Here is a 26616-nt window from a genome sequence, read left to right on the forward strand (position 1 = left end):
CCAGGGGACGCAGGCCGCGCGCGGCGAGATGCGGGGTGTTGACAGCGTTCCAGACAGTCAGCCAGCGGTCGACCTGGGCCTCGTCGAAGGGCTCTAGCCGCAATGCAACCGCACCGCTACGGGGGATGTGCGCGCGGTCCGCCACCGCCGTTCGGCTGGTGACGATCACCGCGACTGGTCGTCCCTGGTCGGCCTCACGCTCCTGGAACCGCGCGATCTGTTCCAGATAGTCGGTTTGCCCCACCCCTGTGGCCTGAAGTAACTCGTCGAAACCGTCCAGTAACAGGACGGGCATGGCGCCGTTGCTGGCGCGGGTAAGCGCCGGCGATCGTGTTCCCCTCTGATCAAGGCGGGACGGAGTATTTGCGCAACTCAGGACCGATGTAGGCAGCTTTTGTCGCCTCCTGAGCGCAGAGTCCTGCCCTCGTAGCCGCGACCCATTGATTCCTGTCAGGAACCCAGCTTAAACAACCCCGTGATCAGCAGTTGGCCACCTGGGGCCACGTGGGAGCGTGGCGCACCCTTCTGTGATGTACCCCCTACGGGGAACCATGCGCATGGCTGCACCCACAACCCCACCACCCACCGCTGCCAACTAACAATCCCGTCCCACTTCCCAATCCCCTAACCGCGTGAGCCGTGCCGCTGGGTGATCGTGCCCAATTGTTGATGCCCCTTGGCGTCCGCATCGGAAATGTCTGCCGTATCGCCGTTGGGAACTAAACGCCTATCCTGTAAGAAGAGCCTGGCCCGCATGAACAACTCGCCTACGGGCCCGACCTTATCGGGCGCAATACACTGAGTGTCTACGGAGTTCCAAACACGGCATAGACTTTGCTGCGTCGGTTCGAACCAAGCGCGGAATTGATCAGCCATCCGCCTTGCGCAACCTTCGCCCGGCGTTCTCCGTCGCGTGCTTGCTCCGCTTTTCAAGTTCACGCCAGTTCGGCACCAGAGCAGTCATCATAGCTTTGAACTGCTTGCCGTGGTCACGGTACCTAAGGTGCAGGAGCTCGTGGACGATTACGTAGTCCTGAAAATCCTCACCCTCCGTAGCGAGATCATCGGTCAGTGTCACGATGCCATCGGGTGTGCACGAGCCCCACTTGCCAGGTAGCCGCTTAATCTGGACCTGCTCCGGGTTGACCTTGAGCTTGAGGGCCCAACCCATGGCTCGCCGGCGAAGCTGCTGCTCGGGGTAGAGCGACGACTTGGTCCCCATCAGCTCGCCTGCTCCAGCACCTGTATAATCCGCTCGATGACGGCGGCACGCTCTTCCTTCTCGATGGCAAGCAGCGGTTTGTACAGGCCAGCTCGCAGGCGACGCTTCTCGTCGGCATTCTCGCGCCAGCTCGGGAACTTGCCGAGCTCCGTCTCGATCTCCCGCGAGGCCGCCATGGCGTCGAGGGACGACTTCTTAACGCCGTTGTCCTGAGCGATTACCCAGTAGATGGCGAAGCCGAGAGCGGTTAGCCCGCTCTTCTTGGCCATCTTCTTCGCCTCAGCTTTCTCCTCGGCGAGTGTCTCCAACTCGATCATGGCAGCGATGCCGTTGATCTTCCGGTCCTCGAGGTTCTGCATGACTTGGTCAGCGCGCTCCTTGATGCTCTGCAGCACCACGGCGCCGGCCGGGTCCTCTTCCATTTCCTTTCGCAGGCCACGGAGCAGGTTGTAGACTTTGCCCTCGTCCGGACCTTCTTCGCTCTTGAGTTGCTCCAGCGTCTCGACGTCGAAGTCGACGACCTTGGAGAAGCGGCCTAGCCCCTCCTGGGTGGAGCTGTCCTGGATGAGCTTACGGGTCTTGTGCTCCAGGTCGCCGAGGAAGCTGCCTGAGTCGGTGTAGTTGGCGCGCACCGCAGCGTACAGTTTAGACAGGTCCTTGTAGGTCTGGATGTAGTCGCGCAGACCTGGGTCGGGCGACAGAATCTCCCACAAAGCCTCGATATCCTTGTAGGCGTCGTAGAAGATCTTGCGGGCGGCCGGGTCGATGAACCGACCGAAAACCGCTGCCTCAAGCTGGGCATCCGGAGCCTGACTCCCGTCGACTTGCAGGTACTCGTCAGCGGCTACCGTAATCTTCTGGTGCAGGTCGATCATGAGGATGTCGAGATCCTCAAGGGCGCCCTTGATAACGTCGGCATCAAACGTCAGCGCCTTCTTCATGTCCTCCAGAACGCTGACAAAGTCGACAACCAGACCGACCTTCTTGCTGACGTTATCGGTGTCGATGTAAGGCCGGTTGACCCGCGCCAGCGACTGGAGCAGGACGTGATTGCGCATCGGCTTGTCGAGGTACATCGCGTAGAGCACCGGAGCGTCGTACCCGGTCAGAAGCTTGTCGGTGACGATGAGGATTTTGGGTTCCTGGTCCGCCTTCTTGAACAGCTTGCGAACCTCTTCTTCGCGCGTCCCGGAGATCTGGAGCTCGGCGACGGCCGGACGGTCGACGATGTCATTGACGTTCTTTGAGTAGACGACCTCCGACCATTCCGGCGGCAGGTAACGGTCAAGCGCTACCTTGTACTTCGCGCACGTCTCGCGGTCGACGGCGACCACGAACGCCTTGTAGCCGAGTGGCAGGACGTTACCTTTGAAGTGGCCAGCGACGAACTGTGCGACTTGGTCAACGCGGTCGTCCGCACCGAGGAACGCCCGGAGGTTTACCGCCCGCTCCAGCACGTTGTTCAACTCGTCGATGTCGGTGACGTCCTCCTCGCCGGCCATAGCGTAGAACTGCTCTTCGAGATCCTCGGCCGGCAGGCGCATGCTGCTCGGCGCGAGCTTGTAGCGGATCGGCAGGGTCGTCTCGTCCTCGATCGACTCGATGATTGAGTACTTGTCGAGGAAGCCGTCCTCGTCGTCGCGGCCGAAGATCTTAAACGATCCTGAGCCCGCCTTACTGTCACCAACCGGTGTACCCGTGAAGCCGATGATCGTGGCGTTCGGGACGGCGGCCATGAGGTAGGTGCCGAGGTCAGCAGCGACCGAGCGGTGCGCTTCGTCGATGAAGACGTATATGTTGTTCCGCTTCGAGGAATTGGCCTTGATCTCCTCGAACTTGTGGATCATCGAGACGACGAGGCCACGAAAGTCGGAGTCGAAGATGTCCTGCAGGTCGGCCTTGCTGTCGGCCCGGCGCACGGCGATGTCGCTTGCCTGCATCTCGCCGAGCAGCCGCTCCACCCAGCCCTTAAGTTGTCCCTCCAACTCGTTGCGGTCGACGATCAGAATGACCGTCGCGTTGGCGAAGCGAGCCTTGTCCTCTAGAATCTGGCGAGCGGCCGTCAGCAGTGTGAAGGTCTTGCCCGAACCCTGGGTGTGCCAGATCAGACCACGATTCTTGGTCGGGTCAGCGCAGCGGGCCACGATCTTGTCGACCGCTTTGCGCTGGTGCTCACGCAGAACCGACTTCCGGGTCTCGGAGTCCTCGACATAGAAAAGGATCCAGTCCTTTAGGGTGCGCAGGAACGCGTGCGGCTCGAAAAATGCCTCGACGGCGCTCTTGTAACTTTCATCCTCGGCGTACTTCCACTTGAAGATGAAGCGGCGCGAGACGTTCCAGGTGACGCCGTACCAGTAGCCCAGCATGTGTGTAACACTGTAGAGTTGAGTCTGAGCGAGCAACTCGGGTGTCTCCCGCTCGTAGCGGCGCAACTGCGTGATACCGCGAGTCAGGGCGTCACCCGAGGTCGGGTTCTTGTGTTCAACGATGGCCGTCGGCAGGCCGTTGACCACGAAGATGACGTCCGCCCGGTTCCCCTTGCGGGCAACCGGCTCGACCTTCCATTCCCAGGAGACCTGGAGCGTGTTGTTGTCCGGGTGCTCGAAGTCGATGAGCTGGACCGAACGGCTGAGCTTCTCGTTCTCGTCGTACCGCTTGTGCTCGCCGCGCATCCAGCGCAGGACTTCCCAGTTACCCTCGATGGTGGCGGGAAGCGCCTCGATGGTCTCCACGATCGAGCGAGCCTGGTCTGACGTCAACCACGGATTGAACTCCCGAAGCTTGTCCTCCAGCACCGACGTGAATAGCTGGTTCTCGCTTCCGCGCCGGAGCACCTCGGCATCGACCGGCTCGACGATCTCCCAACCGACTCCGTGTACATGGGCGATCATAGGGAACTGTGCCGTGCGCGCCTCGCTGATCCTTAGCGTGGTCATACAGTCTCCTTCAGCGGCACATCGGGCGTAGGGAGAACAGACAAATCAAGGGCGTCGAGACTGAGCTCCGCAAACACCATCTGGCGAGTCATTACCGCTAGGAGTTCCTCGAGCACTCCGAGACGTTTGCGGTGCAGATCGATCTTATGGTCGATTGCTTCGCAGACGCTGACGATCTCCTCCTGTTCTTCGCGGCTCGGTGGTAGCGGAAGCGGCAGACCGTCGATAGTTCCAGTGTTCAGGTTATACTTGCCGTCAGCGGCTGGCGTCGCCCGGCCAGCGACCAGCGCAGTGCCTGCCGGCGAGCCGTAGAAGTAGGACACGTAGCGCGGATCGGCAAGGTCGCTCAGCCGAGCCCGGATCAAGTAGGAGGCAAAAAGCGCATTGGCCGGCTCCTCCTGATAGATCGCGCAGGCGCCGAGGCGTTCGAGCACTCCGTTGGTTCGGATGAACAACACGTCTCCCGGCTTCAGGAGATACCTGGCAGCGTCGCGCTCTGAAAGGTCCGCGTACTTCAGCTCAGCTGGGTTGACGCGCCCTGGTTCGATGTTCGGTATCCGCAACACCGGATAGCGGAGCTCGTCAAGGGTGCAATGGACCGATGTTCCGTACTGGAGCCACTCGCGCACGTCGGCGAACTTAGCGACCGACCAACTCTCAGGCAGCAAGCCAAGAGCCGTCTCCTTGACCGGTTCATCGCGTAGCCCGGTGGTAAAGAGTTTATCGGCCGCAGCACGGAGCAGGTCCTGTGCGTTGTGCAGCGCGAGACGCTCCAACTCGATGGCATCTGACACGCAGTCAAGAACTCGCGCGATCCCGTCCTGGATTTCGCGGGGCGGCATCTGGACTGCGATCGAGTACACGTCTTCGCGGTTTAGACCAGGAACAGCGCTGTGGCTGTTGAGGCCGGTGAGCCCGCAGTTGCCCAGCAGGTAGTAGAGATAGCGCCAGTTTTGGTCGCCCTGGTTGACGACGTAGTACGTCGTGTCGATGGGCCAGAACGGCTCCCTCGCGAACGCGAGCGCACCCACTGAACCCTTGCGACCAACCACGATTCCGGGGCCGTCTATGAGTGACTCGTCGTGTTCACCAACCAGCCCGTTCGATCCATACACGCCGTACTTGCCAGGGCGACGCGAATGGGCTGGGAGCGCTTTGCCATATGCCAACTCGATCTCATCACCGAGCAGCGTGTCTCGCCAGGTACTCACTTCGTCAGCCCTCCAAGAAGCTGCAGGACCCGCTCATCTGCAGCGCGTAGTTGCGAGGAGAGTTCGCGGAGCGTGCCGAGAAGCGTTGGCACGTCCGCTGTGATCGTGTCATCTTCCTGGGCGACCCACCGACTGGGGCTCAGGTTGTAGTCGGAACCGCGCGCTTCATCTATGGTGATGATGTTCAGCTCGCCGTCGATGGGGGTTTCGGAGCGGAATAGGTCGGCCAACTCCTGAAGCTTGGACTCGTCAAGATAGTTCTTGGGGCGCCCCTTCTTGAATCGCTTGCTGGCATTGAGTAGGACGATCTTCCCCTTGCGCGTTGCGGGCTTGCGCTTGTTCAGGACGACGATGATTCCTGCGGCCATGGTGTTGTAGAACAGGTTCTCAGGCAGCAGGATGATGCCCTCGATGAAGTCGTGGTCGACGAACCACTTCCGGATGTTCCGCTCCTTGCCCCCGTTCTTCGAGCCGGAGCCTCGTGTAATTGCACCGGTGTCGAGGACAACCGCAGCCCGTCCACCGTCGTTGAGGACGGAGAACGTGTGCTGGAGCCATGCCCAGTCGCCCTTGCCTGATGTGGCGCCACCGGCCTTGGTAAATCGGTCATAGGGGTCGTCCTCGAAGATGTCCGGAGAGAACGTTTGGTTCCACATCGGGTTGGCCACCACGACGTCGTAGCGCTGGAGCCCACCGGACGGGTCACGAAACTTCGGGTTGATCATGGTGTCGCCTCGCTGCAGGTCGACGTCCATGTCGTGAATGATCGTGTTCATCCGTGCAACGGCGTAGCTCTCGGCCTGGAGCTCCTGACCGTACATTTTGAGCGGTACCTTGCTCGTCGGGTCGAGCTGACGGGCGATGAGCTGGAGTTTGATCAGCAGGCCACCGGAGCCGCAGGCGTAGTCGTGGCAGGTCTCGCCCGGACGCGGACGCAGGATGCGCGCCATTAGGAAGCCGACTTCGGTCGGCGTGAAAAATTCGCCGGCCGACTGCCCCGAGCCCTCAGCGAACTTTCGCAGCAGGTACTCGTAGGCGCGTCCCAGGAAGTCGGGCTGGACATCAGCCAGGCCGAGCCGGTAGCGCGGGTCAGAGAAAGCCTCGATCACCCCGCGTAGCTTGGCCGGGTTGATGTCGCGCTCACCGTTGCGCTCAGCAGCGAAATCGACGACGTCGATGACCCCGCTGAGGCTCGGGTTGTAGCGGACGACGGCACGGATTGCCTTGGTCAGGTGCTCCCCGATGTCCTTCGGGGCGGTCGAACGACTACGCTCGTCGAGCGGCCAGTCGTACGACTCGCGCCCTGAGATGACAGCCCAGCGCCCCTCATAAGGAAGATAGAAGCGCAACAGCTCCTTATCCTTTTCCGCTATCTCCAGTGCCACTTCACGGTCGCCAAACTCGTCGGCCAGCCGGGAGATCTCGTCGTCGAAGACGTCCGAGAGGCGCTTCAGGAAGAGCAGCGGCAGCAGGTAGTCCTTGAACTTGGCGGCATCCTTCTCGCCGCGGATCGAGCAGGCGGCGTCCCAAAGCATCTGCTCCATTGGCTTGGTCGTCTTGGTGCCAGCCTTGGCCGAGCGCCTGCGCCGTCCGGGCGTCGTAAGGGGAGCAGCGCCTGGGGCCGCAAAGTCGACGCCCGCCTCCTCGGCCAGCGCCACGATGCGGGCCAACTTAGCCTTCTGGGGTTTGGTGCTGCCGTCACCGCCCTCCCAGCGGTTGACAGTCGCGAACGACACACCGAGCCGATCCGCGAGTTCCGTTTGAGTGAGCCCTAGATTGGCCCTGATGGTCCGAAGAACGTCCGGGACGACCACTGCAGATGTCATCTTTGCTATCTTTGCGATATTGCAAAGTGCTGTCAAGGGTGGCACGCGGACTACTTCCTGAAGTGCGAAGGCCGTCTGCGGTCAGCTCCTGACTGGCCGGCGACTGGACGCACTCACCGGTCACGCTAGCCAGCACCGCCGACAGCCGGCGCTAGCCTCCTCTGCTCCGGTGCCGCGAGCATCTCGGACCTCGACGGAGTAGGAAGGCGCTGTCCTGTGGCGACACTCACGTCGCCGCAGACCGTCGAAGCGGAGAACCTTCAACATCAACCGCCCCACTGGCAATCGATCTCCACCGGCCAGCACCCCCATCAACTAGGGCCTGTTCGTGGTTCGGATCAGTTGTTGCTGGTCACGGTTGGATGACTCGCTCACCCTGGGTCGGTGCCGGGCTGTATCACCGGTATGTGACGCGTGGTGATGTGACCGATACCGAATGGGAACTGATCGAACCGCACCTGCCGCTGGGACCGTCGGGGCCGATCGGTGACCTGCGCAATCAGTTCAACGCGGTGATGTGGAGATTCCGGACCGGCAGCTCGTGGCGGGACGTGCCCGACCGCTACGGCAACTGGTCGACGATCTATGATCGGTTCCGTGCCTGGGCATGCCAGGGCGTCTTTGAGAACCTGATGAACGCGATGATCAGCCAGGCGGCGGCCCGCGGCGACGTCGACCTGGACCTGGTCAGCGTGGACTCCACCACCTGTCGCGCGCATCACCACGCCGCCGGGATGAGGGGCGCACCCGAACGCCTCTGCGAGCTGGAGCGGGCCGTGGTCGAGGAAAAGGGGCTGCGCCAAAGGGACAAACCAGGCCCGTAGATCGGCAGCCCAAGCGGCCCCAGGATCGGCCCGATCCCGTGCGCGAGCGCCAACGCCGGATACGCCCTGCGCCCTAAGGCCCGGCTGAAGGCCGCCGCCCTGGGCCGGTCCCGGGGCGGCCTGACCACCAAGATCCACCTGTCGGCCGATCGGCGCTGTCGATCGTGCTCTCCCCCGGGCAGGCCGCCGACAGTCCCCGCTTTATCCCCGTGATGGACAAGATCCGGGTACGCGGGCCGGTCGGTCGCCCCCGCACCCGACCGGCGGCGGCCGCAGGCGACAAGGCGTACTCCTCCCGTGCCAACCGTGCCTACCTACGCAGACGCCACATCAAGGCGGTAATCCCGGAGAAGGCCGACCAGGCCGCCAACCGCAAGAAGGGACGACGCGGCGGATGCCCGGTCAGCCACGACACCGACCTCTAGTTCCGCACGACGGGGGATCGGCTGCGGTCCTGATGGGGTCGGCCGGGCGCACGCGCAGGAATGGTTTGGCTGAGGTAACCGTGCGCGTGTTCCAACAGTGTCGTCGTATTTGAACTCTCTCCAAGTCGTGCCGGGGCCTGCCATCGAGGTCCGATACGTGCCGGGTAGGTGACTGGCCCGGATGCAGCGCGGTTGCTGTGGAGGTTCGGCGTGTTTTCGATCTGACCGGAACGCGGATGCGCCGCTCCCCGCAGGTGCACTGTGTTCAAGGTCCGGCAGAAGCGTGCGACTCTCACGATGCTTCTGCTGATTCGCTTGTTTGGCTGGCAAGTCGACGGCCTCGTGTAGGCCGCAGCGGCTCCTCCGATGTCTATCAAGATGGTGCATGCCCAGACTGAAGAGGATTGTGAATAATGTTCGTTTGAGGGTGGATGGACTGAATCTTGTTGTGGAGAGATTTACTTTCCTGGCGCCTGGAAATGTAGCTTAAGCATCCGCGCTCCATCTATGATCGCTCGACGTTGTCGTCGCGCTCCTGGTGTGGCGACTCGCGTCAGAGTGACAATGATCGAGCGTGAAGGTGGGGAGTTGTCGGGTACCCTTCGTTGGGCGGCGCATCGGTTCTGCTGGATTGGTCTGATGGGGATTGCGTTGATCTCCTCTGGGTGCGGTGGTGAGCCGAGTGCAGTCGCCTTGCCCTCGCTGACGGACTCCAGCACGCCGTTGCCCTCGTCTTCGACTGTGGCGGAGCAGAGGGCTGTGGAGTCGGCGTACTCGGAGTTCGTTGCCATGCTTGATCGCGCAGATTCACTGCCCGCTGAGTCGCGGAAGCAGGAACTCTCCACTGTCATGATTGATCCTCAGCTTTCGCGTGTGCTGCGACGTATAGATGAAATGAAGAGTCAGAACATTGCGACTTACGGTCGCGTCATCATTCACCTACAAAGCGTTCAGCTAACTGAGAGTGGCGCCACGGTTTACGACTGCCAGGACTCTCGTGATTCGGGGCTTCTGAACTCGGTTACGCAAAAAAAGGTGAACCGTGGAATCGAGCAGGAGCGGACCAAGACACTGCTGCTGAAGGGCTCTGATGGGCGGTGGCGAGTCAGCAAAACGACCACGCTTGGCGAAGGGTGCTGACGAGTGGAAGTTGTTGCCTCCTTGCTCGGAGCCGGGGTCCTTGTTTCGGGTGTCGTATCGGTTCCAATGGATCCTCTGCCACCAGGTATGAACTCCTATGGTTACAAATACGGTGTCCGGGATGACGGCGCGCCAGCCAATGGTGGGCACGCCCCAGCTATTCCGCCAAGGAAGAACAGCGCGGACGTGCTTCAGGAACCAAGGCCCCGCAGTTGCCAGGAGATGAGTAAATACGTGCAGGTGGTCTGCTCACCTACGGATGGGGGCGGCAAGGGTGCCAAGGTTTCTCCGGCCGTGCTGGCGTTGACCAGGTGGGCGAGTATGCCGATTCCGGCGCCCGTAGTGCGGACGGCGCCGCCTCGGCGGAGGGACGGGCTGGTGGGTCTGCCGGAGTGGTTCTGGGTGACGAACTGGGATTCGCTGAGTGATCGCGTTGCGGCTCGGAGCGTGTGGGTTGAGGTTGTTGCTCGGCCGCAGAGCATGACTATCGATCCGGGGGCCGGGGAGCCGGTGGTCCGGTGTTCGGGGCCTGGGACTGTCTATGACAGGTCACGGTCGGCCGCGTCTCAGCGGACTGATTGCTCCTACACCTTCGCGCGGTCTTCGTTGCGTGAGCCCGGGCGGGCTTATCGGGTGCGAGTGACTGTGCTGTGGGGCGGTACGTGGCGTGGTTCTGATGGGTCGGGTGGTGTGCTGCCGCCGTTGAGTCGGTCGACGACTTTCCGGTTGCGGGTGGCCGAGGCGCAGGCGCTTTACGGATGAGGGTCGGTATGAGATCGAGTGGCCGAATGCTGTCGGGGCCCACGGGTTCCAAGGCTTCCAGTGGCGCCGGTTCGGCGGTGTCCAGGCGGCTGGCGCGGCAGCGTCGGCCGGGGGTGATCGCGGCGGCGGTGCTGTTGATGGTGCTGGCTGTGGCGACCAATGTGTATCTGTTCCGCTCGTCGGGTGATCGGGTTTCGGTCGTGCGGGTGGCGCGTGATGTCGCGGTGGGGCAGGAGGTCGTCCTGGCTGATTTGGACAGCGTCAGGGTGGCGCTGGCGCCGGGTATGGCGGTGGTCCCGGGACGTCAGCTTGAGCAGGTCGTTGGGCGGCGGGCCGCCGTGGGTCTGCGGAAGGGGACGTTGTTGTCGGCGTCGCAGGTGACGACGCAGCAGGGCCCTCCGGCGGGGCGGGCGCTGGTGGCCGTGCCGTTGAAGGCGGGTGCGATGCCCCCTGGATTGGCTCCGGGGTGGGGTGTCCGTGTGGTGTTCACCTACGGCAATCAAGGTCAGGAGCCTGTGAGCGGCGCGCAGGGCCGCGTGCAGACCACTGTCCTACGGGATGTCGCCGCGGTGGTCGATGGGGTGGACGGGCCGGATGCCGAGGGCGCGATGACGGTGTCGTTGATGGTGCCTGATGCCGACAGCAGCGCGGTGGCGAGGCAGGCGGCCGCCGGGATGGTCGTTCTCGTGGTGACGGCGAGGCGGGGTTGATCATGGCGTTGTACTGCGTGGTCTCACCGGGTGGATCGCCTGGCGTGACTACTACCGCGTTGGGGCTGGCGATGACGTGGCCGGGCAAGGTGCTGCTGGCCGAGTGCGATCCCATGGGGCGTCGTGTGCTGCCGGGCTTCTTGGCGGACCGGCTTCGTGAGTCGGTCGGCCCGGGGCTGCTCGGGTTGGCGATGGCTGCCGAGGCGGATCCGCGTGCTCGGCTCTCGCTGGAGGAGTATGTGCTTCCTGTCCCCGGTGAGGATTCGGTGGAGTTGCTGCACGGTGTCCGTGATCCTCGGCACGGGGTGCGCCTGGGGCCGTTGTGGGGGCGACTGGCCGAGGCGCTGGTTTCGCGGCCGGGTGATGTGATCGCCGACCTTGGGCGGATTGGCGGTAGGGACACCCCGGATGACTTGCTGCGGGCGGCGCGGGCCGTGGTCATGGTGTTGAAGCCGACGCTGACGCAGGTCGATGTCGCGGGCCCGCGACTCGACGCCTTGACGGCCCTGGTGGGTGATCGTGCGATGGTCGGGCTGTGCCTGATCGCGGACGGGCCTTATAGCGCTGCTGAGGTCGAACGTGTTCTTGGCGCTCCGGTGTTGGCTGAGTTGCCGTGTTCGCCTGCCGATGCCGGGGTTCTTTCGGACGGCGCTCGGCCCCGAAGGACTTTCAGGGCTTCGCTGCTTTTGCGGTCGTTCACGTGTCTGGGTCGACGCATCCGCGCGACCGCCGGTTCGTCGTCCACAGGTACTGAAGACGAGGGCGGGGCGGTTCTGTCGACGGTCGGTGCTCCTGGTCGGGGCGACCGATGAGGGCGGCGGGGTGGACGTCCGCCAAGCCGGAGGGAGCCCACTACGCGAGCCCTGTGTCTACGGGGGCGGAGCCTCCGGACGCGGTGGACGACGCGAACGTGTGGGCGGCGGTCCGTGAGGTCTCCGCGCAGCTCGTGGACGTCCTGGGCGACGGCGTCGACCGGGTACGGGCACGGCAGTTGATCGACGCGCAGGTGCAGGCGTGGTCGCATGAGGTGCTGGCGTCTGGACGAGTCATCCCGGGCGAGGCGCTGCGCGACGTCGCCCGGCTGGTTTTCGACCGGCGGTTCGGGCTCGGGCCGTTGCAGCCGTTCCTGGATCGCTCCGACGTGGAGAACATCGTCGTCAACGGCTGTCGGCAGACCTGGATCAGCTACACCGACGGCGCCAAGCGACCGGGGCCGCCGGTCGCCGAGACTGATGAGGACCTCGTCGAGTGGGTGCAACTGCTGGCGCGCCGCGGGAACACCGGCCGTGAGTTCTCTCATGCTTCGCCGCTGCTGGATGTCGCGCTCTCTGATGGTGTCCGGCTGGCCGTGGTGGCCTGGGTGTCGAGGCGCCCGCATCTGGCGATCCGGGTGCACCGGCTGGTCGATGTCACCCTGCGGCAGCTCGCCGACCTCGGCACTCTGACCAAGCCGCTGGAGGCGTTTCTGAAGGCGGCGATCCGGGCTCGCCGCAACGTCATCGTGTGCGGGGAGGTCAACACCGGGAAGACGACGCTGGTGCGTGCGTTGGCCAACGAGATCGCGCCCGAGGAGCGGGTCATCACGTTGGAGAGCGACTTCGAGCTGTTCTTGGACGACCCGCGTCTGGCGCACCGCCACCATGATGTCGTCGCCATGGAGGCCCGGCAGGCCAACGCCGAGGGCGCGGGCGAGGTCCGGTTGCAGGACCTGGTGCCAGCCTGCCTACGGCTGAACCCCGACCGGGTGATCGTGGGGGAGGCGCGGCACGGGGAGCTGGCGCCGATGCTGGAGGTGATGTACTCCGGGGCGCGCGGCTCGATGTGCACCCTGCACGTCCACCGGCCGGAACACGTGTTCAGCCGTGTCGTCCAGCTCGGACGCCGCGCCGATCTCGGCCTCGGCGCCGATGACGTGCATCTGATGTTCGGGCTGGCGGAGCCCTTGATCGTCTACCTGGAGCGGGACCAGGCGAGCAACGAGCGGTTCGTGTCGCAGGTGATGGAGATCGGGCCGCCCGCGGACTCGGTCGAACCGACCCGCAATCTGATCTTCAGCGCGGGGCCGGACGGACGAGCCACACCGGCGGGCGGGCATATCAGCGCCGCGCTCCTGGATGACCTCACGGCGCAGGGCCTTGACCCCGAGCTAATGAAGCCGACCGACGGGGGAGGCTGGTAGCGGTGAGCGTGCTTGCCGCCCTGGCCGGCCTATGTGCCGCAGGGGCCGTCTTCGCGATCGTGGCAGGGGTGCGGGGGACCGAGCCGGCAGAGCGGCGAGTGCGTCCGCCGTCGCGGTTGCGGACGTTTCTGCGCTCGTCGGCGTGGCCGGGGCGCCGTAACCGGTTGCTCGCCGCTGCGGTGGCGGCCCTTGTGGTGTTCCTGCTGTCTGGGTGGCCGGTCGCCGCGCTCGCGGTGGGGGTCGGGGTGTACGCGGTTCCGCCGATGCTGTCCGGGCGGGAACCGCAGCGTCGGATCACGCGGCTGGAAGCCTTGGCGCAATGGTCCCGGCGGCTGGCGGAGATGATGGGCGCCAGCCGCGGCTTGGAGCAGGCGCTGGCCGACAGCGCCCGCGTCGCGCCCGAGGCGATCCGCGCGCCGGTGTCGATGCTGGCGGAACGGCTGAACAATCACGCCAACACCGAGCAGGCGCTCCGGGTGTTCGCCGACGAGCTGGACGACCCGATCGCCGACCTGATCGCCTGCGCGCTGGTGCTGGCCGCCCGTCGCCGTGGACCTGGGACGCGGGAGGCGTTGAGCATGCTGGCCGACGCCGTCGAGCACGAGGTTCTCGTCCGTCGCGATGTTGAGGCCGAACGCGCCGGGTTGCGTACGACGCTGGTCGTCATCGTCGCGTCCGTTGTCGTCTTGAGCGTGTTGTTCGCCTCGTCTCAGACGTTCGCCGATCCCTACGGCACTCCGCTGGGGCAGACGGTACTGGCCGTGGTCGCGGCGATCTACGGGGCTGGTCTGTGGTGGATGCGGCGGCTGGCCGTCTTGTCGACCGGCGCGAGATTCTTGCGCAAGCCTGACCCTCGCGGGGCCTCTGAGCGGGGGGCCGGGCTGTGACTGTACTCGCTGCTGTCGCCGGATGGGTGGGTGCTCTCGGCATCATCGTGTTCGCCCGCGAGCTATGGCCTGCGCCTCCTCGCCTGGATGCCGCGTTGGCTCGTATCCTGCCCGTGCCGAACCACCCGCTGCCCGTCGATGATCTGAGCACCCGCGAAGGTGTCGGACGGTGGTTGGCGGATCATGTCGTGCGTCCGGCCGGGTTGCTCGCCCTGCCCCGGACTGACCTGGCGTTGCTCGGACGTCCGGTCGAGCGGTTCATGCTCGACAAGCTGGCCCTGTTCGTCACCGGGCTCGTCGTGCCGTCCGTGTTCACGGGCCTGGTGGCGTTGGCCGGAGGCACACCGTCGTGGACGTTTCCTGTCGTTGCCGGGCTCGCCCTGGCCGTGATCCTGTGGCTGGTCCCGGACTGGAACGTGCGATCCCAGGCTCGTCAGCGCCGCCGCGACTTCCGGTATGCCTTCACGTCCTACCTTCAGCTCGTCGTCCTGGAGCGGGAAGCGGGAGCCGCGTTGAATGCCGCGCTGGAGAACCCGGCGAAGATCACCGAGGGGTGGCCGTTCCGGCGTGTTCACGAGGCGTTGACGCGCGCCCGGCATGCCCAGCAGCAGCCCTGGCGTGCGCTCGCGCGGCTCGGTGAGGAGATCGGCGTCCGCGATCTGATCGACCTCGCGCATACGGCTGAGATCGCCGGGAGCGAGGGCGCGAAGATGCACGACGTCCTGGTCGCCAAGATCACCTCCATGCGGCACGAGGCGTCGGCCGCCGCGCGTTCCGAGGCCAACGCCCGCACCACCACGATGTGGGTGCCGACCAGCCTGCTCATGCTCGGTTTCGTGATCCTGGTCGGCTTCCCGTTCTTCTCCAAACTTCTGGCGTCCGGCTGAGCGCCCGGACTTCCACACCGACACATCGGGGGACCATGAACACGCTCAACGCTGTGGCGCTCCGCGTCGCACTCGCCGTCCACGACCGGGGGCGACGCCTCGCCGCCGAGTCGCGGAACCGGGGCGACCGGGGCTCCGGGGTGGTCGAGACGATCATCATCGTGGCGGGCTTCGCCGGGTTGGCGTTCGTCGTCTACCTGGCCGTGTCGAACAAGGTGCACGGCTGGATCAACAAGATTCCCGGCGCCAGCGGCCCATGAACACGCTGGGACGAGGACGACGTCGGGGTGACAAGGGGTCGGCGACCGTCGCGACGGCGATCACCTTCCCCGTCGTGGGCCTGCTCTTCCTGGCGCTCGTGCAGGCGGTGATGGTGTCAGTGGCCCGTGACGTGGCGCAGTCGTCCGCCGAGGAGGGGCTTCGCGTCGCGCGTGCCCGCCATGGCACGTTCGCGCAAGGACGCGCCGTCGCGGTGTCCTTCGCTCGCGAAGAGCCCGTGCTGCGGAGCCCTGCGGTTACCGTGTCCGGCGCGAACACGGTCTCCGTGCGGGTTACCGGGCGGGCGCCTTCGTTGTTGCCGGGCGTCAGCATCACCGTTTCCAGGACCGCGCGCGGTGCCCGTGAACGCTTCTCCACGCCGGGGCCCGCGTGACCGTGCGAAGGAGAGCGCGGGTGGGTGAGCGTCTGGCGGGGGACGCGGGTAACGCCGTGGTGGAGACCGCGATCCTCGCGCCGGTGTTCATAGCGTTTCTGGCTGGGCTGCTCGTGGTCATGCGGGTGACGCACGGCAGCGCCGTGGTCGCGCAGGCGGCCGCTGACGCCGCGCGGCAGGCGTCCATCGCCCGCACCGCGCGTCAGGCGCGGGCCGAGGCGAACGCCAGCGCGATGAACACCCTGCGCGACCGGGGCCTGCACTGCACGCCGTCCGTCCGGCTCGACCTGTCGGGCTTCAACCGCCCGGTCGGGCAACCAGCCACCGTATCCGCGCGGGTGACCTGCGTCATCCAGCTCAGCGACGTCGGGCTGCCCGGGATGCCCGGTGCCCGGACGGTCACCAAGACCCACCGGTCTCCGATTGACCCCTACCGGGCGGCCCGATGAGCGTCGCTCCTTGGACACGGCGGCGCGCACGCGCGTTTGGGTGGTCGTCTGAAAGTGGGAGTGTGAGCGTCTTCGCCGTCATCATCACGTTGGTCGTCGTGGTGTTCTTCGGTGCCGTCGTCGACTTCGAGCAGGCGCTCGAAGCGCGGCAGGACGCCAACACCGTCGCCCAGGAGGCCGCCCGCGCTGGCGCCGGACGAATCGACCGGGACCGTGCTTACGCCCGTGGGCAGTTCGTGGTCGACCGTGAGTCCGCGATGCGGGCGGCGCGGTCCTACCTGCGGGCCAGCGGCTACACCGGCACCGTGGCCATAGCCGGACGGCGCACCATCCGCGTTCATGTCTCCACCACGCGACCTGCGCGGTTTCTGACCCTGATCGGGATTTCCACCCTGCATGGCGACGGTGCAGCGAGCGCGAATCTGACCACTGGAGTGGAAGGACCCCACCAGCCGTGACGTATGACGGACGCAGCCGCCTCGTCGATTTCCTACGGGGTCTCGGTGCCCTTGTGGTCTTCGTGTTCTTGCTGGTCGGGTGCCCGGTCGCCCTGTACGCCATGTACGGGTCCCCTCTTCCGGACCGGGCTCCCTCATGGGACGAGATCACCACGACCCTGATGCGGCCCGACACCGACCAGAGCCTGTTCCTGGCCACGGTCCTCCTCATCGGCTGGGCCGCGTGGGGCATGTTCATCGTCAGCGTCTGCGCTGAGGCGATCAACTACCTGGTCGGACGCCACAAGTCCGTCATGCCGCGTCCGGTCCGACCGCTGCAACGGCTGGTCCGGGACCTGGTCGCCACGGCCACGCTCACCTTCACCGCCGCCGCGTCCCTCGCCGCTTCGGCCTCCGCCGTGAACCACGCGCACGCCGCGACCAGCGTCCACGCCACCGAACCGGGACCGGACGCGAAAGACACTCCGGCGCCGAGCCGGGAGGACACACCAGGATCGACCGCGTCCAACTGGACCCCGCTATTGGCCGACGAGCCCCCACTCGACCCTGAACCTGACCAGCGCACCTGGCGAACCCACATCGTCAAGCGAGGCGAGACGCTCTGGAGCCTTGCCCGTCGCACCTACGGCTCCGGGGCCCTCTATCCAAGGATCTTCAAGAGCAGCCGGACCATCGACCAGCCAGACGGAGTCCCATCCCTCACCGACCCCGACGTCATCCAGCCGGGGCAGCGCGTACGGCTCCCCGCCGCCCGCGCGACAGATGAACCGACGTCACCACCACGAACTGGCTCGCCGCGCCCAGCCAGTCCCCCGGCACCGTCCGAGCGGGGCGAGGCGAACGACAACCGAACACCGCCTCGGCCCGGCCCAACGTCCGAGAGAGCGACGTCATCGGAGGTGCGGAGCCCGGTCGTGGCACCGCCCGTCGAGCACCCGGCAAGCCCGACGCCATCGGCTTCGACCGACCAGGACGAGTCAGCCTCGCCGCTGGCGATCTCCCTTCCGTCTGGTTCGCGCATCGGTCTTGGGCTCGCCGCCGCTCTCGCGGTGGCGGTGGCCGCCACTCGCCTGCACCGGCGTCGCCGACGTCCATTGGCAACCGACCCGGACTCGACCGGCCACGCTCCCGAGCCTCCGTTCGCGGAACCTGTCCGCACAGCCCGCAAGGCGCACCTGGACACCTACGCCGACCGCGACGAACCGATCCCGTCCGATCCGGAACTCGTTCGTAAGGACCTGCTGGCCACAGAACCCGACCACCTCATCGTCGGCACCCGCGACGACAAGGCCGTCACCATTCCCCTGCACGGACTCAACCTCGGCCTGTCCGGAGACGGCGCGCACGCCACCGCCCGCGCCATCACCACCGAACTCCTGGCCAAGGCCCACCGCGACCGCGCGGAGATCCTCATCCCGCGGGCCGACGCGCAAGCGCTCTTCCCGGGCGAAGACATCAACGACCTGTCCACGGTGCTCGAAGGCTTGACCATCACGCCGTCCGTTGTTGAGGCCACCGGCCATCTGGAGGCAGAACTTCTGCGGCGTGCCCGAATCTTTGAGATGACTGACCAGCCCGACGTGTCCGCGCTGCGCGCCGATGATCCCGCCGAGCCCCTGCCCACCGTGTTGCTGGTCGCCTCGGTGTCCGCGTGCAGGGCCCCCTTGGAAGCCATCGGAGCGTTCGGCTGCCGCTACGGCATCGGCGTCCTCGTCCTCGGAGCCTGGCCGCCCGGCACCAGCGTGGTACTCGCCAGCGACGCGACCGTTCTGGACGCGCGCGGCCCCGACGCCGACCGGTTCACCGGCGCTCGCCTGTTCCAACTGACCATTGGCGACGCGGTGGGCATGCTGCGGACCGTCCGAACCGCCACCGGTAGCGAAGCGGATGTCGTGTCCCCGCCACCGGACGCGGACACCGCTGCCGAAGCTGGGCCGCGCGTTGCCTTGCCGATCGTCCCGCCTCCGCGCCCATCGGACGGGACGCGGCGTCCACCGGTCCGCCTGGACGTGCTCGGGCGTGTCCGCCTGCACACCGTCGACGGTCCGATCAAGACGGGGTTGCGGCAGCGTGCCCGTGATCTGCTCACCTATCTCGCGCTGCATCCGGGCGGCGTCACCCGCGACCGGGCGAGCGCCGACCTTTGGCCAGATGACAACCCAGACGGCGTCGTCCCGAAGTTCAACACCGCCGTTGGCAATATCCGCAGCGTCCTGCGGGCCGCTACCGGTCTCACCGAGCCCATGTACGTCGTCCACAGCGCCGGCTGGTACCGCATCGACCCTGATCTCGTCGACATCGACCTTTGGCGACTCACCGCCGCTCTCGCCGATGCTCAGCGGGCCACCGACGACGCGGATCGAGTCAAGGCGCTCTCGCTTGTCGCCGACTGTTGCGCCGGTGAGTTCGCCAGCGACCTCGCGCAGGAGTGGGCCGAGAGGCACCGCGAGTACCTGCGCCGCACGGTCGCCAACGCACTCACCGACCTCGCCCGGCGCGTTCAGGAGGGTGATCCGGAGCGGGCACTGTCGGCGCTGGAAAAGGCCACCACCCTCGATCCCTACTCCGAGGCCCTGTACCGGCGCGTCATGCGGCTACAAACCCGACTGGGCCGTCCAGATGATGTCCGCCATACCTACCAGCTCCTCGCGGCCCGCCTCGCCGAGATCGACGCCGAACCCGAAGAGGAGACGCATAGGCTCGTGAAACCTCGGACGCCAACGCCAGATCGACACTGACGGCTAGGCGCAGCACACATCACACGTGTGGGCTTCGGCTGCACGCGAGCAGCCGACCCGTGCGTGAGCGGGAAGGCCGCGTTGTCATGACTGAGGGGATGTGATCGGCTATCGGCGTGGACGTCGACCAGTTCTTCAGCTTCGGGCCGCGCGCTCCATTCGAAGTACAGAACGTCTTCACTAACCGGGAAGCCCAGATCAGGGCCTTTCGGGACCGATTCGCTCGCCTGACCGAACGATCATGGACGGTCGACGAACTGCTCGACTTCCAGCGCCCGGCGTCCAACCTCATCGCGGTGTGCGGCGAGGGCGGGATCGGCAAGTCCACCCTGGCTAGGCACGTCGCGAATCTCGCTGTGAGCGGTGACCTGGACGGGCTACCGCGACACGGCGCGCACGCGGTCCTGGACTTCGCCGACCCGGCCAGTTCGAGCTTCGAGTCCGTTCTGCTGCGGCTGCGCGCCGCGCTCGCGCCGCTCGCCAAGTCGTGGCCCGCGTTCGACGTGGCGTTGGCCGTCTACTGGCAACGCAAACATCCAGGCGAATCACTGACCGGGTTCCTTCGGAAGGAGAACGCGGCGGACTCGCTCGGCGTCGCCGAACAGGTCGGCTCCGCCGTCGATCAGCTCCTCGGCGGCTTCGGCGTGGTGTCGGTGGCGTACCGGGCCGTGAACATGCTCGGCCGGACCGCGACCCAGAAGGCACGGCTGAAACGGCTGCGCGCCGACCTGCCCGCACTCGACCCGATCCTGTCCGAGCAGGACCCCGACCGGATGCTGGGATACATGCCGGTGCTGCTGGCCGCCGACCTGGAACGAGCACGCCAAAAGCGTCCAGCGTTGGCGCTGTGCGTACTGGACACGCTCGAGAACGTTCAGCGACTGCCCGCTGAGCGCGGCGGCCTGGAGGACCTGGTTTCGCGGCTGGTGTACCTGATGCCGAACGTCGTGTTCGTGGCGGCCGGACGGCTCGCGCTGCGCTGGCATGACCCGGCGAGGGCCGTCGCGCTGACCTACGGCGGCGAGCGCCGCTGGCCCGGCCTGGCCGATGGCGACCAGCTCGGCCTGCACGGGTTCGACCGGGTGTCAGCAGAGGCGTATCTGACCGCGCGGCTCACCGTGGACGGAACCCCCGCGATCGGGTCCGACATCCGGGAACGGATCATCGCGGGATCAGGCGGGTCACCGCTGTACCTCGATCTGTCGGCCGGGTTGTTCGGGCAGTACCTCGCGCGGGGCGAGGCGCCGCCCGCCGACGCGTTCGGGCTCGGGTTCCCCGAACTGGTGCTGCGGACGATGCGGGACCTGTCGGCCCCCGACCGTGACCTGTTGCGGGCGGCGGCACTGCTGGAGGCGTTCGACGAGGACGTCCTGCACGCGGCGCTGCCACATCTGCGGCTCCGGCAGATCGAACGGTTCGTGCAACGCCCGTTCGTCCGGCGGGACGAGACGGTCTGGCCCCCGTACCGGCTGCACAAGAACCTGCGCCGAAGCGTCATCGAATGCGACGCCGACACCGACGACGGCTGGACACAGCAGGAGAGGGCCCACAACGCCGAACGCGCGATCGAGCATCTGACACGCGCCGCACTGGAAGTCTGGGACGACGACCCCGACCATCCCGTGCCGCTGGGCGTACGGAGCAGGCGATGCGTGGCGGCGTTCCTGCTGGTCCTGCACGCGGCGAACGAGCACCGGCTGGCGCCCAAAACCCTGGGTGACCTCGCCTACAGCCTCACGGTGCTCGGACATGGGCAGGTGCTGGTGTCCCTCCCCGAGTTGCCCGGCTCGAAGGACTTGGCCCGGCTGACCGCCGTCGCGCGACTGACGGCACGCGGAGACATCAACGCCGAGGACCGCTACCGCACACTGCGCCAACTGATCGGCGAACCCGACGGCCCATACTCCGACTACTACCGGCACGAGCTGGCGAGCCGCGCGCACATCATCGGCCGGGTGGACGAGGCAGCCGACCACCTGTCCGGCATCGAGCCCGCCTCCCTGATCGGCGCGAGCGCTCGATTCGGCCTGGCCGACAACGCGCTACGCCGCAGCGACTACCGCTCCGTCGCACGGCTGATGGACGGCGCGTCGCAGTCGGGGCCCGACCAAGTGCGGGCCGCCGACCTGCTCGGCCACACCCACCTTCAGAACGCCCGGTTCGCCGAGGCGGCCGCCTTCTTCGAGTCGACCTTGGCAGCGGCCCGCGAAGCCAGCGCGCCGCTGTGGGAGGCGCGTGCACTACGGCACCTCCTGCTGGCGCTGATGTGGTACGACCCAGAGCGCACCCTGTCACTACTCGGCCGCGCGCGTGAACTGAACCGCTCCGCCGGTGAACCGATCGGACTCGCCCAGTGCGACATGGCCGAAGCGATGGCGCGAGCCCTTCGCGGTGAAGGCCGCACCGCCGTAGGGCTCCTCGAAACGGCGGCGCGCAGGTTCGGGGAACTCGGGGCCGCACGCGAACTACTGCCCGTCGAGGCGCTCAGCGTCCTGCTGGACGCCTCCGCTGGCCGAATGGAGCAGGCTACCCGTACCGCGCGGAGCCTGGGCGAGGACTGCTTGCCCGTCTGGGTGCCGGTAACTCGATCATGGGCTGGGCTGGACGCCGACTTCAGCGCCGTCGAGTGGCTGGGCGATCCTGACGACGCGCGCCACCGCTGGTCGCACGCGCTGACCCGGCTACGGGAGGCGATCTGCGGTCCGCTGGACATCGGCGACCGCCGCGCACTGATCCCGACCGGCCGCATACTCGACCCACTCGTAGAGGCGGCGGTCCGAGGCGCGCTGACCAGCCCGGCGTTCGACGGCCACCGCGACTTGGACGCCGCGCTGGGGAGGCTCGGCGCGGATGGCGTCGTACCGGGCGAGCGGACGGTGGTGAAGGTCCGTCGGCGCCTGCACGAACGGCTGGAGACCGTCCGCAATTTCGAGGAACTACACACCACAACAGGCGTCCGGGCACCACGGCTACTGGACGACGGAACCGCGGGGGAGGCGTGGTGGGCGGTTCTGGAACGCCTTCCTGGCACGTCCACGGACCGTCCGACACCCGCGCGCCAGCGGGAGCTCGGCCGCCAACTGCGACTCTGGCACTCACGACCGCCCGGCGACGGTCTGCGGCTGGACGATCCTGGCGCGCTGGGCGTCCTGCTGGGCTGGGCGCGATCGACGGCCCCGGAAACCTACCCGGCCCTCGCCGAACACATCGGCGCGGCCTGCGAAGGGCTCCCCATGACCGCGATCCACGGCGACGTCGCGGTGTGCCACAACACGCTGTTCGACGGCGACACCCTCACCGGACTCCTGGACCCGGGCGCCACCGAGTCCGGCCCACCGATGCTCGACCTGGCCTGGTCATTGGCGGTCGACATGCCGCGCGGTGCCGAACCCGGCCCCCTCATCGAGGGCTATGGCGGCGATGCCGTCGACCAGGATGCCTTGGCCGCGCTGCTGCCGCTGATGATGGTGCGCCGCTTCATCGACAGCCCGTCCCTCGGCCTCGCCGAAACCGACGGCGCATGGATCAGGCGGTGGCTCCACGACCACCATCCTGACCTGCTCACTCTGGCCCGATGAGCCCGGCCCGGCGGGCACATGCGTACGGGATGTAGTTGTCCAGCACATTCGCGGGCACAGCGAGCCGCTCCCGCAGCTCGTCCTCGTCGTCGCGTGCGTAGAAACGGTTGAGGCCGTCGAACAACGCCAACCTGTACCCGGCCGCCAAGACATAGGGTTCCCACTCCTGGTGGCTCGGCCGAGCCGTCAGCGGAACAGTAGCCTCCACCACGATCACCCGTGGCCGCCACACCCGCAGATCCGCAGACCGCAACACAGCGGCCTCCGCCCCCTCCACATCGACCTTCAACAGGTCGAACCCCCGTTCGCCGTGCGCGTCAAGGATCGTCTCCAGCCTGACGACCTCGACGCGCAGTTCCTCGTAGCGCCAACCGTCCGCAAGATGCGCGTCCAGAACGTCCCTGCGCAATGTGCTGAGACCACCGCCACCAGTCCGCCCCGGACCTGGGACGACCCGGAAGAACACCGCAGTGCCTGGCTGGTCTCCCACCGCCAGGCACAGGTTGACGTCGCTTGGCCGGGCCTGCTCAAGGCGTGCGTGCCGCTCAGGCAACGGCTCAACATTGACGCCCCGCCAGCCAAGGCCGTCCACGAGGTTCTTGGTCAGCGAACCGCTGGCGGGCTCACCGGCGCCGACGTCCACGAAGAACCCGTCCCGTTGCCCAGCGAAGGCGCGCATCAGTACGACATCCTCCGCGTTGCCCGCATACGCGATCAAGTCGTAATTGCTCACACGCGCCAACCTACGGCCACTTCAACTTTGTCGTCCAACTACGCGAGCATTCTATCGAAGTTGTCCTCTTGGGACACCTTTAATTGTAGGCTTGACTAATCGATTCGAGCTGTTCCTTGATGGTGGCCGGTTCGCTGCGCGAGTTCGCCGCTAATAGAAATGCGGCGACGGGGCGGCCGGTGAGGGGGAATACAGGGAATGTCTAGGCTCAGTCGCGAACCCGCGACGGGGGTGAGCAGGCCGCAGTACTGGTGCCGCATCTTCGCGGGGCGGGTAGATCAGGTTCCGCTCACGCGAATGTTCACGGTGCTACTGTTCGCCGATCTCGAGATCGACCATAAGGTGGGCTTCGTGGTAACAGAATTGGCCACGAACGCCGTACGACACAGCCGGTCGGGCGAACACAAGGGCAGCTTCGCCGTCGAGTTGCTGCTCGATGACCTGGCCTATATCGGTGTCAGTGACCTCGGCGGACACGGGTGTCCCGTAGTAAAGGAACACTCGCGTGACGTTCCACTGCCGGAGAACGAGGATGGACGTGGCCTGTGGGCGGTCACGCAGATGGCCACGGTGTTCGGTATCGACGGAAACCCAGCCGAAGGCCACACCGTCTGGGCGGGCTTGGACCGAACCGGCCAGTCCCGCGACAACCCGCCGAAGGTCACGCCGAAGCACCCACCTGCGGGCTGGCCCGTCCCTAACGGCTTGCCACGCCCTCCGAGCTGAGGCCGAACACACCAAGGCCCCGTCCGCGCATCAGGCCAGGCGCGGGCGGGGCCTTCGCCTGCCCGCGAGCCCCAGGCAAGCGGGGCAACCGGGGGCGAGAGCGGGGGAGCAACCGGGGGGTTGCCTATGGCCGCCCCCCGTCCGCACCGACGTTGCCGCAGGTCAACGCGCGCCTCGGGTGGGGCGACGGTGCACCCGGATATCCCTCAAGAGGAACATGCATAGGGTCGGTTCGTTCGTGTGAAGAAACATTCGCCGATCACCCGGTCCAAGTATTCACCGACTTCCAACCGGAAGCCCCCCTTTCCGCGTCCCGCGCCAACCACCCAGTGCGCGAGCGCCGGTGGCATTGTCTGTCGTCTTAAGGTGGAGCGAGGCGCACGCGCCGCGCTGCCCGAGTCGAGATCACGCGACCGGGCGAATCCGGAACACGCGAGCATGATGCGCTGACGAATCAGAATGCCCGCACCCCGGCCGAGGTCGCCGAGCCCGGCCTGATCATTAAATTCTTGTTTACCGAGGTAAGCCTATCCAGCCGTCCCGGTGACGAAATTCATCGGCGCTCCGTGTTGCATTCCCCGCGCTATCGAGAAATGGTCGTCATGGCGGACGACGCCGGGCGGGAAAGCCCCGCCCAATTCGGCCGCCATTTCGGAGGTAGGAACAATGGCGAACATCAACACCACCGTGACCGCTGAAACGGCCAGCACCGCCCCGGCGGACAGTGCGACGGGCGGACGTCCGACCGGGGCGGCCGAGGCCGTGTGGGACGCGCTGAACGCCGCGCCGGACGGTGTGACGGTGTCGGCGCTGGCTGAGGCGTCCGGGGTCAGCCGCGCGACCGTGACCAAAGCCCTGGCGGCGTTCGCGGACGCCGGGCTCGCCGTCCGGGCGCCCGGTCAGGGCACCGGTCGGGGCCGCACCCCGGACGTGTGGGCCCCGGCCGCCCCCACGGCCACCACCGGGGCTAGCGACAACCACGCGGCCGCCCCGGCGGACGACAGCGGCACCGACACGTCGGCAGCGGACGCCACTACCGGGACGGGTGTCATCTCACCCGACACCCTCGCTACCGCCATGCAGGTGCTGTCGGAAGAGGCCGACCGGCGCGCGGCGGCGACCGAATCACTACGCCAGGCACAGGAGGAGGAGGCCGAACGGCGCGCACGGGTCGACGCCGAACTACGCAGGGCCGAGCAGCGCGAAACCGCGCGCGTGATCCTGACCGACCTGCTGAGCACGGTCACCACCACCCTCGCCGCGATAGCCGCTGACGACGACGAACGGGTCACGCGCGGGATGGAGGACATAGCCCGCTACGCCGGTAGCGTCCGCCGCACCACACGCGCCGGTACCCGCACGAGCGTGCGCACGCCGCGCGCGACCGGCGACCGTGGGGCGCCGTCGCCGCTGCGGCCCCTGGTCGCCAATCACCTGAACGCGCACCCGGACAAAGAATTCACACCCGGCGAGATCGCCAAAGTCCTGGACCGCTCATCCGGCGCCGTCGCCAATTCCCTCGACACCCTCGTCGGGCGCGGCGAGGCCGTCCTGACGTGTGAACGCCCCCGCCGGTTCCGCGCCGCCACCCCGGCCACCACCCACGTGGCCGCTCCTATCGGCGACGCCGACGGCACGAACACCGAGTGACCGTAGGCGGGGCGGACGGGTAAGGGCCCGTCCGCCCCGTCATGACCCGGGTCTCACGACCCCACCCCAACGTGAAAGAGGCTGTCATGACGAAGGAGACGCTACATGTCCGGTGACGCGACCGGCACGACCTCCAACGACACCGAACACGACCCCGACGACCAGGTGTTCGTCCTACTCGGCTGGGCCTGGGACGTCGCGGCCGCCGCACGCGCCGCAACCCGCTACCCCATCACCCAGACGAACGTGTCAGATATCAGCGCACTCTGCGCACTCATCCGGATCGACGCCCAATATGCGGAAACGGTAGACCTGTCCCGCCCACTGCTGGCCGTCCCGCTCCCGGACGTGGGCACACCGATCGTGATCGACGGGTGGCACCGAATCTACAAGGCACGACAGACCGGCGTCACCGAACTACCGGTCATCTTCCTGAACACCGACGACGAGCGCGCATGTCGCCTCATGGGCGGTGGCATCAAGCGCCGGTAGACCGGCAGGGACAGGACACACCGCACCACGCGCGGTAAGGGGCCCGGGTAGGCGGAACGCCACCCGGGCCCCGTGCGCGCCGCCGTCCGTGCGGCCCCGTGCGCGCCGCCGTCCGTGCGGCCCCGTGCGCG

The 26616-nt window shown here is 66.6% G+C and carries 21 protein-coding genes and 1 pseudogene; 17 read left to right on the forward strand and 5 right to left on the reverse strand.

The features are described 5' to 3' along the window. Positions 1 to 868: 868 nt before the first annotated feature. From ABD808_RS37130 to ABD808_RS37145, 4 genes are read right to left on the reverse strand one after another with little or no spacing between them, the layout of a single operon-like run. Positions 869 to 1222 carry a M48 metallopeptidase family protein gene (locus ABD808_RS37130; RefSeq protein ID WP_344907817.1) on the reverse strand — a complete coding sequence of 118 codons (354 nt, stop codon included), beginning with the start codon at positions 1220 to 1222 and terminating at the stop codon, positions 869 to 871. Next, complete coding sequence (locus ABD808_RS37135) at positions 1222 to 4158, reverse strand: type I restriction endonuclease subunit R (protein WP_344907820.1); 2937 nt, start codon at positions 4156 to 4158, stop codon at positions 1222 to 1224. Before ABD808_RS37135 ends, ABD808_RS37130 begins: the two co-directional genes overlap by 1 nt. Beyond that, the gene (locus ABD808_RS37140) at positions 4155 to 5369 is read right to left on the reverse strand and encodes a restriction endonuclease subunit S (protein WP_344907823.1); all 1215 of its coding nucleotides are present in this window, start codon (positions 5367 to 5369) and stop codon (positions 4155 to 4157) included. The genes ABD808_RS37135 and ABD808_RS37140 overlap by 4 nt, the downstream gene beginning before the upstream one ends. Further along, complete coding sequence (locus ABD808_RS37145; RefSeq protein WP_344907826.1) at positions 5366 to 7195, reverse strand: N-6 DNA methylase; 1830 nt, start codon at positions 7193 to 7195, stop codon at positions 5366 to 5368. The genes ABD808_RS37140 and ABD808_RS37145 overlap by 4 nt, the downstream gene beginning before the upstream one ends. A gap of 422 nt (positions 7196 to 7617) precedes the next feature. Between ABD808_RS37145 and ABD808_RS37150 the strand changes: the two genes are divergently transcribed. From ABD808_RS37150 to ABD808_RS37215, 14 genes and pseudogenes are all read left to right on the forward strand, one after another. Next, positions 7618 to 8019, forward strand: a complete 402-nt coding sequence (locus ABD808_RS37150) for a transposase (protein ID WP_344907829.1) — start codon at positions 7618 to 7620, stop codon at positions 8017 to 8019. Between the two features lie 96 nt (positions 8020 to 8115). After that, a pseudogene (locus tag ABD808_RS37155) lies at positions 8116 to 8393 on the forward strand (transposase); the annotation flags it as partial. Between the two features lie 615 nt (positions 8394 to 9008). Further along, a complete protein-coding gene (locus ABD808_RS37160) occupies positions 9009 to 9584 on the forward strand; it encodes a hypothetical protein (RefSeq protein WP_344907832.1) in 576 nt (191 codons plus the stop codon). A 788-nt stretch (positions 9585 to 10372) separates the two neighbouring features. After that, on the forward strand, positions 10373 to 11056 hold the full coding sequence (locus ABD808_RS37165) for an SAF domain-containing protein (protein ID WP_344907835.1): 684 nt from the start codon (positions 10373 to 10375) through the stop codon (positions 11054 to 11056). A gap of 44 nt (positions 11057 to 11100) precedes the next feature. Further along, the gene (locus tag ABD808_RS37170) at positions 11101 to 11868 is read left to right on the forward strand and encodes a transcriptional regulator (protein ID WP_344907838.1); all 768 of its coding nucleotides are present in this window, start codon (positions 11101 to 11103) and stop codon (positions 11866 to 11868) included. Positions 11869 to 11921: 53 nt separating this feature from the next. Further along, a complete protein-coding gene (locus ABD808_RS37175) occupies positions 11922 to 13235 on the forward strand; it encodes a TadA family conjugal transfer-associated ATPase (protein WP_344907841.1) in 1314 nt (437 codons plus the stop codon). Between the two features lie 68 nt (positions 13236 to 13303). After that, entirely contained in the window at positions 13304 to 14122 is an 819-nt protein-coding gene (locus ABD808_RS37180) for a type II secretion system F family protein (RefSeq protein ID WP_344907844.1), read from the forward strand. 95 nt (positions 14123 to 14217) lie between these two features. Continuing rightward, entirely contained in the window at positions 14218 to 15009 is a 792-nt protein-coding gene (locus ABD808_RS37185) for a hypothetical protein (RefSeq protein ID WP_344907847.1), read from the forward strand. A gap of 35 nt (positions 15010 to 15044) precedes the next feature. Next, positions 15045 to 15269 (forward strand): hypothetical protein, encoded by a 225-nt coding sequence (locus ABD808_RS37190; RefSeq protein WP_344907850.1) that lies wholly within the window; start codon positions 15045 to 15047, stop codon positions 15267 to 15269. After that, a complete protein-coding gene (locus tag ABD808_RS37195; RefSeq protein ID WP_344907853.1) occupies positions 15266 to 15661 on the forward strand; it encodes a TadE/TadG family type IV pilus assembly protein in 396 nt (131 codons plus the stop codon). The genes ABD808_RS37190 and ABD808_RS37195 overlap by 4 nt, the downstream gene beginning before the upstream one ends. 20 nt (positions 15662 to 15681) lie before the next feature. After that, the gene (locus ABD808_RS37200; protein WP_344907856.1) at positions 15682 to 16110 is read left to right on the forward strand and encodes a TadE/TadG family type IV pilus assembly protein; all 429 of its coding nucleotides are present in this window, start codon (positions 15682 to 15684) and stop codon (positions 16108 to 16110) included. Between the two features lie 62 nt (positions 16111 to 16172). Further along, complete coding sequence (locus ABD808_RS37205; RefSeq protein WP_344907859.1) at positions 16173 to 16568, forward strand: pilus assembly protein TadG-related protein; 396 nt, start codon at positions 16173 to 16175, stop codon at positions 16566 to 16568. Beyond that, positions 16565 to 19306, forward strand: a complete 2742-nt coding sequence (locus tag ABD808_RS37210; protein ID WP_344907862.1) for an AfsR/SARP family transcriptional regulator — start codon at positions 16565 to 16567, stop codon at positions 19304 to 19306. Before ABD808_RS37205 ends, ABD808_RS37210 begins: the two co-directional genes overlap by 4 nt. Before the next feature lie 116 nt (positions 19307 to 19422). Beyond that, complete coding sequence (locus tag ABD808_RS37215) at positions 19423 to 22884, forward strand: hypothetical protein (RefSeq protein ID WP_344907865.1); 3462 nt, start codon at positions 19423 to 19425, stop codon at positions 22882 to 22884. On the opposite strand, the gene ABD808_RS37220 is transcribed toward ABD808_RS37215, so the two are convergent. Then, entirely contained in the window at positions 22868 to 23617 is a 750-nt protein-coding gene (locus ABD808_RS37220) for an FkbM family methyltransferase (RefSeq protein ID WP_344907867.1), read from the reverse strand. The genes ABD808_RS37215 and ABD808_RS37220 overlap by 17 nt on opposite strands. Before the next feature lie 297 nt (positions 23618 to 23914). Between ABD808_RS37220 and ABD808_RS37225 the strand changes: the two genes are divergently transcribed. The 3 genes from ABD808_RS37225 to ABD808_RS37235 all read left to right on the forward strand — a co-directional run bounded on the left by ABD808_RS37225 (position 23915) and on the right by ABD808_RS37235 (position 26485). Then, entirely contained in the window at positions 23915 to 24343 is a 429-nt protein-coding gene (locus tag ABD808_RS37225) for an ATP-binding protein (RefSeq protein WP_344907870.1), read from the forward strand. 666 nt (positions 24344 to 25009) lie between these two features. Further along, on the forward strand, positions 25010 to 25993 hold the full coding sequence (locus ABD808_RS37230) for a MarR family transcriptional regulator (RefSeq protein WP_344907873.1): 984 nt from the start codon (positions 25010 to 25012) through the stop codon (positions 25991 to 25993). A 105-nt stretch (positions 25994 to 26098) separates the two neighbouring features. After that, complete coding sequence (locus ABD808_RS37235; protein ID WP_344907876.1) at positions 26099 to 26485, forward strand: hypothetical protein; 387 nt, start codon at positions 26099 to 26101, stop codon at positions 26483 to 26485. The last annotated feature ends 131 nt before the right edge of the window (positions 26486 to 26616 follow it).

Source organism: Actinomadura meridiana (genome assembly GCF_039537545.1).
In the GTDB taxonomy this organism is placed as follows: domain Bacteria; phylum Actinomycetota; class Actinomycetes; order Streptosporangiales; family Streptosporangiaceae; genus Spirillospora; species Spirillospora meridiana.